Source organism: Bacillus sp. EKM202B (assembly GCF_011066025.1).
In the GTDB taxonomy this organism is placed as follows: Bacteria; Bacillota; Bacilli; order Bacillales; family Bacillaceae_G; genus Bacillus_A; species Bacillus_A toyonensis.
The window spans coordinates 39,825-54,194 of record NZ_JAAMNK010000015.1 but is presented as its reverse complement, the minus strand read 5'-3'; the positions used below and the strand labels follow the sequence as shown (position 1 = coordinate 54,194).

Annotated in this window: 14 protein-coding genes and 1 pseudogene; 12 read left to right on the top strand and 3 right to left on the bottom strand. The window is 36.4% G+C overall.

The features are described 5' to 3' along the window. Positions 1-34: 34 nt before the first annotated feature. Entirely contained in the window at positions 35-460 is a 426-nt protein-coding gene (locus G9F74_RS18060; RefSeq protein WP_016107879.1) for an S-Ena type endospore appendage, read from the bottom strand. A gap of 353 nt (positions 461-813) precedes the next feature. Here G9F74_RS18060 and G9F74_RS18055 point away from each other — a divergent pair, with 353 nt between their 5' ends. From G9F74_RS18055 to G9F74_RS18045, 3 genes are all read left to right on the top strand, one after another. Then, positions 814-3,276: a LamG-like jellyroll fold domain-containing protein gene (locus tag G9F74_RS18055; RefSeq protein ID WP_016107880.1), complete on the top strand. Its 2,463-nt coding sequence runs from the start codon at positions 814-816 to the stop codon at positions 3,274-3,276. Positions 3,277-3,356: 80 nt separating this feature from the next. Then, positions 3,357-3,560: a hypothetical protein gene (locus tag G9F74_RS18050; RefSeq protein ID WP_000435799.1), complete on the top strand. Its 204-nt coding sequence runs from the start codon at positions 3,357-3,359 to the stop codon at positions 3,558-3,560. A gap of 38 nt (positions 3,561-3,598) precedes the next feature. After that, positions 3,599-3,742: a hypothetical protein gene (locus tag G9F74_RS18045; protein ID WP_033668466.1), complete on the top strand. Its 144-nt coding sequence runs from the start codon at positions 3,599-3,601 to the stop codon at positions 3,740-3,742. 28 nt (positions 3,743-3,770) lie between these two features. Here the strand turns inward: G9F74_RS18045 and bcaP are convergent, their stop codons facing one another. Further along, positions 3,771-5,174, bottom strand: a complete 1,404-nt coding sequence (gene bcaP, locus G9F74_RS18040; protein ID WP_000838706.1) for a branched-chain amino acid transporter BcaP — start codon at positions 5,172-5,174, stop codon at positions 3,771-3,773. A 376-nt stretch (positions 5,175-5,550) separates the two neighbouring features. Between bcaP and G9F74_RS18035 the strand changes: the two genes are divergently transcribed. The 9 genes and pseudogenes from G9F74_RS18035 to G9F74_RS17995 all read left to right on the top strand — a co-directional run bounded on the left by G9F74_RS18035 (position 5,551) and on the right by G9F74_RS17995 (position 13,313). Then, positions 5,551-6,678, top strand: a complete 1,128-nt coding sequence (locus tag G9F74_RS18035; RefSeq protein WP_000899812.1) for a cation:proton antiporter — start codon at positions 5,551-5,553, stop codon at positions 6,676-6,678. Positions 6,679-6,803: 125 nt separating this feature from the next. Continuing rightward, positions 6,804-7,132, top strand: a pseudogene (locus tag G9F74_RS18030) (outer surface protein). A 17-nt stretch (positions 7,133-7,149) separates the two neighbouring features. After that, the gene (locus G9F74_RS18025) at positions 7,150-8,013 is read left to right on the top strand and encodes a MurR/RpiR family transcriptional regulator (RefSeq protein WP_016107881.1); all 864 of its coding nucleotides are present in this window, start codon (positions 7,150-7,152) and stop codon (positions 8,011-8,013) included. A 205-nt stretch (positions 8,014-8,218) separates the two neighbouring features. Then, positions 8,219-9,103: an N-acetylmuramic acid 6-phosphate etherase gene (murQ, locus tag G9F74_RS18020; protein ID WP_000892376.1), complete on the top strand. Its 885-nt coding sequence runs from the start codon at positions 8,219-8,221 to the stop codon at positions 9,101-9,103. A 35-nt stretch (positions 9,104-9,138) separates the two neighbouring features. Further along, the gene (locus tag G9F74_RS18015; RefSeq protein WP_000711285.1) at positions 9,139-10,503 is read left to right on the top strand and encodes a PTS transporter subunit EIIC; all 1,365 of its coding nucleotides are present in this window, start codon (positions 9,139-9,141) and stop codon (positions 10,501-10,503) included. A gap of 48 nt (positions 10,504-10,551) precedes the next feature. Further along, positions 10,552-11,625: a DUF871 domain-containing protein gene (locus tag G9F74_RS18010; RefSeq protein ID WP_016107882.1), complete on the top strand. Its 1,074-nt coding sequence runs from the start codon at positions 10,552-10,554 to the stop codon at positions 11,623-11,625. A 153-nt stretch (positions 11,626-11,778) separates the two neighbouring features. Beyond that, positions 11,779-12,183 (top strand): DoxX family protein, encoded by a 405-nt coding sequence (locus G9F74_RS18005; RefSeq protein WP_016107883.1) that lies wholly within the window; start codon positions 11,779-11,781, stop codon positions 12,181-12,183. Between the two features lie 158 nt (positions 12,184-12,341). Continuing rightward, positions 12,342-12,743, top strand: coding sequence for a nuclear transport factor 2 family protein (locus tag G9F74_RS18000; protein ID WP_016107884.1), 402 nt, complete (start codon positions 12,342-12,344; stop codon positions 12,741-12,743). Between the two features lie 87 nt (positions 12,744-12,830). Next, positions 12,831-13,313, top strand: coding sequence for a PRK06770 family protein (locus G9F74_RS17995; protein ID WP_016107885.1), 483 nt, complete (start codon positions 12,831-12,833; stop codon positions 13,311-13,313). A gap of 34 nt (positions 13,314-13,347) precedes the next feature. Here the strand turns inward: G9F74_RS17995 and G9F74_RS17990 are convergent, their stop codons facing one another. Next, on the bottom strand, positions 13,348-14,259 hold the full coding sequence (locus G9F74_RS17990; RefSeq protein WP_001146262.1) for a DMT family transporter: 912 nt from the start codon (positions 14,257-14,259) through the stop codon (positions 13,348-13,350). Between the last annotated feature and the right edge of the window lie 111 nt (positions 14,260-14,370).

Below are 14,370 nucleotides of genomic sequence, written 5' to 3'. Positions count from 1 at the left end.
CTTTTTTTATTGAGGAAGCAATGAAATTGGTATTCTATAAGCAACATGTAAATTGGCAACAGTACTTGCCTTCTAAATATAGTGAAGAATTACTTTGTATATTAATAATACTAAAGGATATTAAACCTTTACCTGTGTAAGATATTGTATTGCCAGGAAACACAGTGAAAATATTAGTTACTGCTCCAACGATTTGAATTGTAATTGCTTCAGTGCTGCTAGTACTATTGTAAACCGAGACAGTACCTGATATAAGGAGTATCCCATCACTTTGCCATAGTATCATTGATTGTAATGCATCTTTGGCAGAGGGAATGGTGCTATTAGTTATGAGGAAATTCCCTGCAAATTCATTTGTTACTAGCTCGCAACTTGGATTTGGAGGAGGGGGCGGTGGACAAGGGTCTGGACAAATGATAGATAAAGGAGCGAAACAGCCAATATTTTTTTTATTCTTCAATACAACCCCTCCTTTTTAAGTTGTCTTTTACTACTATTAAATGTAGAAGCATGGCCGATGTGTTAAGAAAAGAAGAAAATGTTAAAAATTAAGATTGTCTAATAGGCTTACATCTTAACGTATCATTCATGTTATAGAAAAGAGTATATGTGAATAGACATGGGAAAAGAATGATCAGACTCTTTTAGACAAAAGGTGGTTGTATACAATAGTACGAGGAATGTGGGACTTAATTTATAATTAACTGTATATTTACAAAAATCTAATAAAATTCATTTGTGATTTAAACGACATTAATATGCTTTAGATAAAATAGCCCTTGTAATGAATCAATTATTATGAGGAGGATTCACGTGGACAGAATTGCTTTAAGAAAAGTAAAAGGTCTTATTGGATTATTAATGATTTTTGTATTGGCGTTTGTATCATTTCCGTGGAGTACATCAGTCAAAGCGGAAGAGAAGAAACAAGAAAAGATGCAGAGTGAGAAGAAGTTAGTTTTTCCAGTTGTAAGTGATGTACATATTAAAAACAGTGGAACGGATGATACGTTTCGCTGGAAAAGAGCGATTGAACAGTTTAATACACTTGCTCCAAAACAAGATGCATTTGTAATTGTAGGAGATTTTACTGATTCAGGATCGGTACAACAATATGATCGCTTCATGCAAGTGTATAATGAAAATGCAAATAAAGATGCGGTACGAATGAATTCTCTCGGTAATCATGATTATTGGAACGGCTTATCTGTAGATGGAGCGCAGAAGCGTTTCTTAGAAAAAACAGGAATGGAATCGATTTATTATCATAAAGTGGTGAAAGGGTATCACTTCCTTGTTATGTCTCCGGAAGATGGGACAACTCATGGATATTATTCAGACAAGCAAATTAACTGGTTAAAAGAAGAAATGGCAAAAGCGCAAAAGGATGATCCAGAAAAGCCGATTTTCGTATTTTTACATCAACATATTAAAGATACAGTATACGGTAGCCAAGAGTGGGGAACGAAAGATAGTGCGAAAATTAATGCAGTATTAAAAGAATACCCACAAGTCATTACGTTTTCAGGTCATTCTCATTATCCGTTAGATGATCCAAGATCAATTCATCAAAAAGACTTTACGTCTGTTGGTACATCTTCTGTAAGTTATATGGAAGTTGAAGGCGGTAAAGTACAAGGAAATATCCCGCCAGGAGCTAGTACGTTAAGCCAAGGTTTATTAGTAGAAGTAGATGATGAAGAAGTAACGATTAACCGTCGTGATTTCCATACGAATGCTTGGACGGGTGAGCCTTGGAAAATTAAATTGCCAGCAAAGAAAGAAACATTTACACATGTAGAAGACCGTGATAAAGAAAAGCCATACTTTGCTAAGGATGCAAAGCTTGCTGTATCAAATGTAACAGAAAATGCAGCAACAGTAACATTCCCGCAAGCATTGGACAACCTTCTTGTTCATTCTTATCGTGTACAAGCGAAGGATAAACAAACAGGTGAGATTAAAAATAAGTTATTAGCATTCTCAGAGTTTTACCGTGACCCAGTGCCGAAAGACCTTACGTTTACGCTTGCTGGATTAGATGGCGAGAAAACATATACACTTGAAGTAGTTGCGATTGATTCGTTTGGTAATGAAAGTGTGCAGCCGTTAACGGCTGAAATTACTACGAAAAAAGATAATATTGATCCGAATGTAAAGGTACCAAAAGCTGATATCTTCGATGTAAACTTCGCAGATGGTACATTTAAAGACAATTCACCATTTGGTACAAAAGGTGATGTGAAGGGCAATGTGACTATTGAATATGATAAAACATTGAAAAAGAGTGTTATGAAGTTAAACGGAAAAGCAAATACATTTGGGTATCTTCCGTTTTCAGCAGCACAAAAAGAAAAAGTTGCAAATTCATTTACGTTAGAAACTGTATTTTCAATGAATGAAATTCGTGGACAAGGTATTTTGCAAAATACAGAGAGTGGTGGAATTGGTTTTGAGTCTACAGGAAGTGGAAATGTTGAATTGTGGGCTCATATTGGTGGTAGTTATAAACGTGTTGGCGTTCAGTTAGAAGCGAACAAAACATATCATTTAACAGGAACGTATAATGGAAGTGAAGTAGCCATTTATGTAGATGGTAAAAAAGTAAATAGCCAACCAGCTCAAGGGAAAGTGTATCATCCAAACGTACCGTTTGCATTTGGAGCTGATCCAGATAGCAATGGAAATGGTGGCATTCCGTTAAATGGTCAAATTGCGCTAGCAAAATTATATAGTAAAGCATTAAGTTCTTCAGAAGTATTAGCAGCGTACAATGAGTTTTTTAATCGTACGAAGTTAGAGCAAGTAAACGCGTTATATGAAGAGTTAGGAAAAGTAAAAGAAGTGTTAGCTGGTACGTATGAATTTGGTGATAAGCCAGGTCAGTACTCAAAGGAAGCATTTCAAGAACTAGAGAAAAGCTATAACACTGCAAAGCAAGCGTTTGAAAATATCGGAAGTACTGGGGAACAAATTATTCAAACGTATAACGAATTAAAAAAAGCTAATGTAACCTTTGTACAATCTAAAGTAGCAGAAGAGCAACCAAAAACACCGAAAGAAAAATTACAAATCAACATTGAAAAGGCTAAAGCTGTCGTAAAGAAAGCGCAAGCTGCGAATGTAACGGACGGTTCAGTGAAATCATTACAGCAAAAAATTACAGTTGCAGAAGCTGTATTAAAAGATGCGAAAGTGAAAGACGAACAGGTAGAAACGATGAATCGTACGATAGAGTACGCGATTTCACTTGTTGAAAAAAGCATGAACAAATAAAAGGGAAGAAAAAGAAGCTTATCATGATAGGCTTCTTTTTTGTTATACTAAAAGTAGTATAGAAAGAGGGAGCGAATAATTTGGAACAGAAAAAGCTAAAAAGAATTCTTGAATATGTATGGATCGCGGTTGTGCTCCTTGTAGGATATTATTTATTAAAAGATAAAAGTATATGGATTCTATTTTTAATGACTTTCTTATTAGCGGGTTTAGGCACGTTATTTATTAATTTCTTCTTTGATAGTGTAAATGCGTGGAAGAAGAAAAAGAAGGAGACGAAGTAAAGGGGGAATCTATGCAAAAGTGGAAGCTTATATATTAGGTGATTATTTTCTTATTGCTTGTAAGTATTGGAGTTTTTAAATACGCTGCACCAATAGGGAATTGGGCATCGCTTACAGCTTGCATCGGCATATTCATCATTTTACAATCGTTAACGAGAAAACATAATAAAACAGGAAAATAGCTCGCCGTTTCATCGGCGAGCTATTTTATTATGCTTCTTTCGTCTCATCATTTGTTTTTTCAGTAGCTAAATGACTATGCTTTCTAGAGTAGAAGAAATAGAAGCATAAGCCGACTATAAGCCAAACTGCAAAGCTAATCCATGTCGTTTTAGACAAATTGATCATTAAATATAAACAGCAAAGAATTGCGACAACTGGTAGTACAGGTACGAAAGGAGTACGGAATCCGCGTTTTAAGTCAGGATGTGTTTTTCGTAAAATAAGTACAGCACAGCAAACGAATGTGAAGGCTGTTAACGTACCGATGTTTACTAAATTCGCGAGTAAATGTAGGTCTAAAAGTCCTGCTAATAAAGCAGCAACAACGCCAGTAATCCACGTATTTAATAAAGGGATTTTCACTTTTTTATTTACGCGTGCTAACGCTTTTGGAAGTAAACCGTCGCGGCTCATCGCATATGAAACACGAACTTGTCCATACATAACGACTAAGAGAACGGTTGTCATTCCAGTCATCGCACCAACAGCGAGTAATCCTGCAATTGTATCTTCACCAACGAAATGCAATGCAAATGCAACTGGATCAGAAACATCTAATTGTGTATAAGGAACCATGCCTGTTAAAACGAAAGATACAATCATGTATAAAACAGTACAAATAAGAAGGGAACCGATAATGCCAATTGGTAAATCACGCTGTGGTTTTTTCGTTTCTTCTGCAGCGGTTGCGATTGCATCAAACCCTAAAAAGGCGAAGAATACAGTGGCAGCTCCAGTAATAATACCGTCGTATCCGAATGGAATGAACGGTGTCCAATTTTCAGGCTTTACATATTTTGCGCCTGCAACGATAAAGGCAATGATAACAGCTAGTTTAATAAGAACCATAATATTATTAATGCGTGCACTTTCACGTATACCAAAACTTAAAAGGCCAGTAATAAGAAGTAAAATACAGACAGCTGGTAAATCGATGATACCACCTTTTCCAACACCGGGTGCCGAGGCGATTATGGCGGGAAGGTGTATGTTAAATCCTTGTAGTAAAGATTGTAAATAACCAGACCACCCAACAGCTACAGCTGCAACGGCAAGTAAATATTCAAGCATTAAACACCATCCGACGATGAAGGCGACGACTTCTCCGACTGTCATATATGCGTAAGTATACACACTTCCTGAGACAGGTATAGAAGAAGCAAATTCAGCATAACAAAAGGCTACACAAGCACAAGTAAATGCAGCGATAAGAAATGATAGCATAATACCAGGACCAGAATGTTTTGCTGCAACAATACCCGTTAATACAAAGATCCCTGTCCCAATTACGGCGCCGATTCCTAAAAACGTTAAATCGAGTGCAGTTAATGTTCTATCTAGTTGCTTTGGTGATTCAGTACTGAGCGCTTTTTTTCGTAATAATGACTTCATTTTGGACTCTCCCCCCGTTTTTCATTTCCATAACTGCGAATATAGTATGAGCCCATTAGAAAAGAGTACGTAAGTAAATGGAGGTACAGTTATGGTATGTAGTTTTTTAAAGTTTCTGGATTAACTTTATTATAATTCAGAATATTTTGTCAAATAAAACTTTAACAAATAAAATGCGGATGAATAGGGGAAACTATGTGCGGAAATGGATACGGGTTAACAAATAGATTTATTTTATCCCGCATTAACGGGCAGTAAAACCCCCACCTCAAAATTCGGCTGGAGCAAAGAAGTTAGATGGGGGTCGGGCTGCCCGTAAACGCCCGATTGGTGAGGGCTGATTAAAGTTTCACTTTATATAGTAGGAGAAGATGCTATGTTATTTTATTTTGAACTTGTCGTCATTTTACTTTGTACGAAATTAGCTGGTGATATTAGCGTTAGACTCGGTCAGCCTTCTGTACTTGGTAAATTACTTGTTGGTATTATTATCGGTCCTGCGGTGCTAGGTATTATTAATAGTTCAGAACTTATTGATGAGCTTAGTGAAATTGGTGTTTTGCTACTTATGTTTATGGCGGGACTTGAAACAGATTTAGAAGAGTTAAATCGGAATTTGAAATCGTCGTTTGCAGTAGCGGCTGGTGGAATTATTTTTCCTTTCATCGGTGGATATGTGACAGGACTGTTGTTTGGATTAATGCAATCTCATGCCATTTTTTTAGGATTATTACTTTGTGCAACATCGGTTAGTATTACAGTGCAAACGCTAAGAGATTTAGGGAAGATGAATACGAGAGAAAGTACAACGATTTTAGGTGCTGCCGTATTTGATGATGTAATTGTCGTTATTTTATTAGCGTTTGTTATGAGCTTTTTAGGAACGCAAGATGTGAATATAACACTTGTCATTGTAAAGAAAATTGTTTTCTTTGTAAGTATTGTTTTTATCGCATGGAAAGTCGTTCCTTGGATTATGAAAATGCTTGTGCCGCTTCGCGTAACAGAAGCTTTAATTAGCGCGGCTCTTATTATTTGTTTCTCTTTTTCGTATTACAGTGAAATGATGGGAATTGCAGGTATTATTGGAGCATTTGCAGCAGGAATTGCCATTTCTCAAACGGAGTATAAGCATGAAGTGGAACATAAAATTGAACCGATTGCTTATGCGATATTTGTACCAGTGTTCTTCGTAAGTATCGGAATGGAAATTACATTTCAAGGAATCGGGAGTCAGCTTTGGTTCATTATCATTATGACGCTCGTTGCGATTTTCACAAAGTTAATCGGATCAGGTTTAGGAGCAAGACTGACAGGATTCAACCTCCAATCTTCTATTAGTATTGGTGCAGGGATGGTGTCACGCGGAGAAGTAGCGCTGATTATCGCAGCAAATGGACTGACGGCGAATTTATTAGCGAAAGAAAATTTCACAGCGATTGTTATTGTTGTTATATTGACAACGATTATTACGCCGCCACTTTTAAAGAAGTATTTTGTATAGAGGAGAAGAGCTTATCTGACGTAGATAAGCTCTTTTTTTATTCTAAAAAGCAATGGTCCTGTAGCATAGAAGGTTTGTAATTATGGTAAAATCTATGTATATGATGTGGACGAGGAGAGGGATGTGTGAAGATTACGAAGGGGAAGGTTATAGGCGTAATCATACTTATTGCACTATGTATACCATTTACCGCATGGAAAGAATCAAAAGTGAAATATTTTCCAGTTTCTATTTTTTCTTCCTATGTAGAAGATGAAAACCGAAAGACTATAAGTACACTGCTTTTGTACCTGACTTTGCAGTTTGGATATATGGATGGGAAAAACAGAGATCTGAAGGTGAAATAACGTCATATAAAAAAGGGGATCGAACTGTAATTGTTCATCATCCACCTGGTAATCATGGTTTTTATCTATATGATACAAATGATATTAGAGAATATACGCAACCGTAAGAAGTGGAGGTTAAATAGTGAAAGCTTCAACATTACTATTTAAAATTGAAAATAATATGGATCAATTTTCACCAGCTGAAAAGAAGGTTGCCATGTACATAATGGAGAACGCAGAGATTGTTCCAAATTTAACGACAAAAGAAGTGTCTACAAATGCGGGATCGAGTGAGGCGAGTGTTGTACGTTTTTGTAAAACAATCGGTATTGGAAGCTTTAAAGCATTTAAGATAGCGCTTGTTCGTGAATTAACGATTGCTGATTATAATATTAACGATTTTTCAGTAATGAATAAGGAAGATGGACCGTACGATTTGTTTAATAAAGTTACGTATGTGAATAAAGCTGCAATTGAGGCAAGTGTTACGGCGATAGATAAGAAGGAACTTGAGAAAGCTGCAGATCGTATTGTAAATGCGGATAAGATCTTATTTTACGGCGTAGGTGGGTCAGCGACACCGGCGATGGATGGGGCGTATAAATTTACACGGCTCGGATTTACAGCGATGATGCTATCTGATTTTCATATGATGTTGCCGCTTGTGACGAATTTAAAAGAAGGCGATATATTTGTGGCGATTTCAACATCTGGGCGAACGAAAGATGTGCTTGAAATGGCGCAATATGCAAAGAGACAAGGTGCAACTGTTATCGGAGTTACGAAACTTGACCAATCATCACCTTTATATAAAGAAGCGGACATTCGCCTTTGTATGCCGGATGTAGAGCAAGATCATCGTATTGCGAGTATTGCTTCGAGAATGACGCAACTGAATATGATTGATGCTTTATATGTGATTACTTTTAATCGAATTGGCAATAAAGTGCTGGATCAATTTATGGAGACGCGAGAAGAAGCTTTGCGGTTACGGAAGCTAAAGTAGAAGAAAAGATGAGGGGACTCATCTTTTTTTATCCCGCATTAACGGGCAGTAAGACCCCCACCGATTAAAGTTTCACTTTATTATCTTCGACAAAAATATGTCATGTTGTGAAATTTTATTTCATAAAATAAGAAAGAGTTATTGATTTTTAGTTTCTTAAAGTTATAATAAAAGTGTGAAATATAATTTCAAAGAGGGTGACAATATGTTAGAAAATTTATCGACAGAACACCGTAATGAGAAAACGACGAATCTAGATGAGATGAGTATAAAAGAAGTGTTACAAAGTATGAATGAAGAAGATCGAACTGTTGCGTTAGCAGTTGAAAAAGAGATAGAACACATTGAAAAGGTCGTACAGACTGTTATTAAATCTTTTGAAGAAGAGGGCCGATTAATTTATATTGGGGCTGGTACGAGTGGTCGTTTAGGTATTTTAGATGCGGTTGAATGCCCACCAACATTTGGAACAGATGATAAAATGGTGCAAGGATTTATAGCAGGTGGATTGAAAGCGTTTACTAAGGCGGTGGAAGGTGCCGAAGATCGCGAAGAGTTAGCAGAAGAAGATTTGAAAAGTATTGGATTAAACGAGAAAGATACAGTGATTGGTATTGCCGCAAGTGGTAGAACCCCTTACGTAATTGGCGGATTGAAATACGCACATAGTGTGGGAGCAAGTACGGCGAGTATTTCTTGTAATAAAAATGCTGAAATAAGTAAGTATGCAAAACTCAATGTAGAAGTGGAGACAGGTGCAGAAATATTAACAGGCTCAACACGTTTGAAGGCTGGTACAGCGCAAAAATTAGTGCTTAATATGATTTCAACAGCGTCAATGATTGGTGTAGGAAAAGTATATAAAAACTTAATGGTAGATGTTCAATCTACGAATGAAAAGTTAGTAGAACGATCAAAACGAATTATTGTGGAAGCAACAGGAGTTAGTTATGAAGTAGCGGCAGAGTATTACGAAAAAGCAAATCGTAATGTGAAAGTTGCTATCGTTATGGTATTACTACAGTGTGAGTATGGGGAAGCACTAGAAAAACTAAAAGAAGCGAAAGGCTTTGTGAAGAAAGCATTATAAAGTGAAACGATAAGAATAGGGAGGGGGATTCTATTATGAAGAAAGAAGAGAGAATGGCCAAAGAAATTTCAGAGCAACTTGGGGGAATAAAAAATATTCGTGGCATTGCTCATTGTATGACGAGACTGAGGTTAACGCTTCATGATGAAAGTAAAGTGAATATGGATCTTTTGAAAAAGGTTGAAGGCGTTATGGGCGTCATTGAAGATGAAACACTTCAAGTTGTTGTTGGTCCAGGAACTGTAAATAAAGTAGCAGCTGAAATGGAAGTTTTAACAGGATTACGAATTGGTGAGGTTGCAGATCATCATCTTGAAGATATTGGTCAAGAGATTAAATCAGAGATGAAGAAGAAAAATAATACACCAGTGAAGAACTTTTTACGAAAAATAGGTAACATTTTTATTCCGTTAATACCTGGTCTTGTTGCATCAGGAATTATAAATGGAGTTGCTAACTTTGCGAAAAACGCCGGTGCTGATCCAAATGCTACATGGCTACAAATGTTACTACTTATTGGTGGCGGTATCTTTACATTTTTAGGGATTTTAGTCGGTTGGAATACAGCGAAAGAATTTGGCGGGACACCAGTTCTTGGGGCGATTGCGGGTATTTTAATTTTCAATCCGGCGATGGCAAATGTGAAATTATTTGGTGAGGCAATGGTACCTGGGCGGGGCGGATTGTTTGCAGTTATTTTTGCAGCATGGCTTATGGTAGTAGTTGAGAGAAGAGTACGAAAAGCAGTGCCGAATGCAGTAGATATTATTGTAACACCGCTTATTACTGTATTAGCTGTAAGTATAGTAACGATGTTAGCGATTCAGCCAGCAGCGGGATTTTTATCTGATGGTATTACGAGCGGTATTAACGCAATTTTAAATGTTGGTGGGGCATTTGCTGGAGCAGTGCTAGCCGGAACGTTTTTACCACTCGTTATGGTCGGATTACACCACGGTTTAACACCGATTCATATGGAATTTATTAATCAAACGCACGTAACACCTTTATTACCAGTACTCGCAATGGCTGGTGCTGGTCAAGTGGGCGCAGCGATTGCAATTTATGTAAAAACAAAAAATAAACGACTTCGTAACGTAATTAAAGGTGGATTGCCAGTTGGGTTTTTAGGGATTGGTGAGCCGTTATTATACGGGGTTACATTACCACTTGGGAAACCTTTTATTACTGCTTGTTTAGGAGCGGCTGTCGGTGGTGCATTCCAAGCAGTTATGAAAACGGCTTCACTCGGAATTGGCGTATCAGGATTATCTTTAATCCCGTTAATTGCTGATAATAAATATTTACTATATTTCTTAGGTTTAGTCATTGCATATACTTTCGGATTTATCTTCACGTACTTCTTCGGATTTAAAGAAGAAATGGCAGAAAATATATAGAGAAAGGGATTCCTTTCTCTTTTTCTATTCATAGAAAGGAAGATTCATATGATAGGAGTTTCAATTTATCTTTCAAAAGGGCAAGTGGAAAAACAAAAAGAGTGGCTAAAAATAGCGAAGGAAAACGGGTTTTCGTCTATTTTTACATCACTTCATATTCCGGAAGATGATCCAGATACGTATAAAGAGTTAATTCAAACATTAGGGAAACAGGCTCTCGAAAATGAAATGGAATTAATGGTGGATATCTCTCCAAAGTCGTTAAACCATTTAGGAATAACGTATGAAAATGTGGAAGTGTTATTGGGCTTTGGCATTACTGGTTTACGAATGGATTATGGCATTGCGCCGAAGGAAATTGCGTGTGTATCTCATAAGATGAAAGTAGCTTTAAATGCGAGTACGATTACAGAATCTTTCTGGGAAGAGTTACTTGCGGAAAATATACGGGTAGAGAATGTAGAAGCGTGGCATAATTTTTATCCGCGTCCAGAAACAGGACTAGCAAAGTCCTTCTTACAAAAGCAAAATCAATATTTACATGAGTGTGGAATAACAACAATGGCATTTATTCCGGGAGATGAGGAAAAACGTGGTCCATTATATGAAGGGTTACCAACGTTAGAAAAGCACCGCAATATGCGCCCGCTTGAAGCGTTTTTAGAGCTTGTTCAAGATTGTGATGTCGATAAAGTGTTGATTGGAGATATAAGTGCTAGTTTAGAAAGTGTACAAGAAATTGCGAGCGCGAGTAGAGGGATTATTCCGCTGCGATATGAGTCATTTATAAATGAAAGTGAAGTATTAAAAGTAGTAGAGCAAGTGCATACGAATAGACTAGATCCAGCGCGTGATGTCATTCGCTCAGTAGAATCAAGGGAAGGAAATAAAGTTGTGTTACAGCCGATGCATGCAATCGCAAGAAAGAAAGGAAGTATTACAATTGATAATGAATTGTACGGTAGATATGCTGGGGAGATGCAAGTTGTTATAAATGATTTGCCTACAGATGAGAAGGTGAATGTTGTCGGAATGGTTGTGGAAGAGGACGTGCCGTTATTACCTTATATTAGTGCTGGAAAAAAGTTTCAATTTTTTCTGTGCGATAGAGTAAAAGCTTGAATTAGCGCTATTTTGTAAAAGACATTATTCGTAAAACGGATAATGTTTTTTGTTTTCTTTAAAAAAAGCATTTGACGAATGAAACGAAATACCGTATTGTTTTGTCTTGTGAATAAATGTTCACCATAACAAAACAAAAAAGGAGAGTTTAAAATGAATCAATATATTGGGAATTTAATTATTCGTATCGTGTTAGGGGTTACGTTCTTTGCACACGGTTTAGCAAAGTTTCAATCAGGTATAGATAACGTAGCAGGATGGTTTACAAGTATCGGTTTACCAGGTGGTCTTGCGTATGGCGTAGCGACAGTTGAATTAGTTGGTGGTATATTATTAATTATCGGTTTAGGTGTTCGATATGTAGGAGTGTTATTCGCTCTTATTTTAGCTGGAGCTATCGTAAAGGTAAATGGAGCAGCAGGATTATTAGGAGATGGCAAGAATCCAGGATATGAATTAGATCTTGCATTATTATCAATGGGTGCGTATTTATTCGTTGTAAAGGCAGAAGGATATGTAGATCGTTTCTTAAAAGAGAAAGTAATGAAAACGAAGTAAATTTTATTTATAAATTGTTGACTTAAAGAGTTATTGTAACTATAATAGTTACAATAACTAAGTTAAGAATGAAATGAATTAGCATATTTTTTTACACAAGTTGTAACTGTTGTGGTTACGACTTGTGTAAAGAATAAATAAACGAGGGAGGAATTACTATGCTTAAATCAAATTTAGAAATTATTCAAAGTACGTATGAAGGATCAGCTTCTTCGAATGCAAAACATTTAGCAGAAGCCCTCTCTGAAAAAATAGAATGGACAGAGGCAAAAGGTTTCCCGTATGGCGGAACGTATATAGGTACAGAGGCTATAATGGAAAATGTATTTAGACGTTTAGGATCAGAATGGGATGATTATAAAGCGAGTGTAAATACGTATCATGAAGTAAACGGAAAAGATGTAATTATTGCTGAAGGTGTTTATTCAGGAGTTTATAAAGAAACGGGAAAATTGTTTGAAGCAGAATTTGTTCATATATGGCAGCTTGAAAATGGGAAAATTATAAAATTTAAGCAATATGTGGATAGTTTTATTGTACGAGAAGCGATGAAGGTTTAAAATATAATAAGGAAACAAATGGAATCGGCTGTGCGCAGGCGATTCCATTTGTTTATGTGATTATTAGGGGAATGGGGAATACATAATATGAAAAAATGGATTATAGGGACAATTACAATGATTGTAATTGCAATAGGAGCTGTATTCGGTGTTACGAAACTTCTTAATTATATAGAAGAAGAGGAGAAGAGTCTGAAAGTACAAAATGTAACGGGGCAACAAGGGAAGAAAGCAAAGGAAGAAAAGCAACAAGCTAGTGAAGATGAAATTATTTCTACCATGCATAGGATGGTACATCAAAAAGTGAAATCCTCTGAAAAATGGGGATTTATTGAAATGACAAATAAGGAAATTCGTAGTGCGAAGGAAGCGGTAGAAAGCAGTACAAATTTTAAAAATAAATCAAAGTTACTTGCTACTTTGGAGCGCTGGGAGAAAGGGGATTTTTCACAAACGGTTGAGGAGCATAACTTTTTGTGGGAAATTCAAGGTGGTGATACTGGAAAGGCAACAGAACGTTTATCGCCAGAAGAAGAAAAGAAGTATGTGAAAGAAATGAAAGGTAAATAAAAACATCGCCACTTTGGTGGCGATGTTTTTTTGATTAAGAATGTTTGCGCAGTAAAGCTCTAGTTGGCTGAACAGCAACTGTTTTGAAATGAGAAAATAAATAACATCCTGTCACGACGACAATTGTACCTAAAATTTGTATCCATGTTAATTCTTCTCCTAGGAAAAGGAATGCTAAAATAGCTGTGAAAATCGGATTGAAGTTTAGAAAAATTCCCGATGTTGTAGCTCCTAATTTTTGTACACCAATGTTCCAAAATACCATACAAAGTACTGTTGAAATGATTCCTGTATATAAAAGCGATGTAATGAATGATGTATTTATATTTGAAACAGTGAAGTTACCGATGTTAAATGGCAGTAATAAAATAATGCCGAAAATACCAGAATATAACGTCGCCATTAGTGGTGTAGTTGTTTTTGTTGCCCATTTACTGCACACAGAATATATCCCCCAAATACAAACTGCCGCAATCATCCATAAATCTCCGCTATTAAAATGTAGTGAAAATAAAAGTGAGAAATCACCTTTTAATAGAACGAGGATAACCCCGAAGAATGAAAGGGTCATGGATAATATTTGAAGTGTATTTACTTTTTCTTTTAGAAATAATACCGAAAATAGTGCAATTGAAATTGCATTCAATGTAGAGATGAGACCCACATTCGTTGCGGATGTTTTTTCTAATGCTAAAAATTGAAAGATGTTAAAGAGAGCGACTCCTGAAATCCCCATCAGTATTAAAGGTAGTATCGCAGCGCGCGGTGGCAGGATTTTCTTTTCTTTAAGCCATACCATAGGTAATAAACAAACGATCGCAATGATCCATCTTAAACTCGTCAGTGTCATCGGCGAGGCATGATCGACGAGAGATTTCCCAACGACAAAATTCCCTCCCCATAATAAGCTCGTTAATAATAGTAAAAAGACATAAAAATAAGGCATATTAAAATCCCCTTTGTTATAATCAATACGAATTGTAAATAATTTTAGCATTTTTCTTTATTGTGTAATATATTCTTTTGTATAATGGTTAAAAATCAATAAAACATTTCG

Coding starts and splice junctions, on each gene's coding strand:
- bcaP (WP_000838706.1), bottom strand. CDS start 5,174: ATGAAGTCATTATTACGAAAAAAAGCGCTCAGTACTGAATCACCAAAG.
- G9F74_RS18035 (WP_000899812.1), top strand. CDS start 5,551: ATGTTATTTTATTTTGAACTTGTCGTCATTTTACTTTGTACGAAATTA.
- murQ (WP_000892376.1), top strand. CDS start 8,219: ATGTTAGAAAATTTATCGACAGAACACCGTAATGAGAAAACGACGAAT.
- G9F74_RS18015 (WP_000711285.1), top strand. CDS start 9,139: ATGAAGAAAGAAGAGAGAATGGCCAAAGAAATTTCAGAGCAACTTGGG.
- G9F74_RS18010 (WP_016107882.1), top strand. CDS start 10,552: ATGATAGGAGTTTCAATTTATCTTTCAAAAGGGCAAGTGGAAAAACAA.
- G9F74_RS18005 (WP_016107883.1), top strand. CDS start 11,779: ATGAATCAATATATTGGGAATTTAATTATTCGTATCGTGTTAGGGGTT.
- G9F74_RS18000 (WP_016107884.1), top strand. CDS start 12,342: ATGCTTAAATCAAATTTAGAAATTATTCAAAGTACGTATGAAGGATCA.
- G9F74_RS17995 (WP_016107885.1), top strand. CDS start 12,831: ATGAAAAAATGGATTATAGGGACAATTACAATGATTGTAATTGCAATA.
- G9F74_RS17990 (WP_001146262.1), bottom strand. CDS start 14,259: ATGCCTTATTTTTATGTCTTTTTACTATTATTAACGAGCTTATTATGG.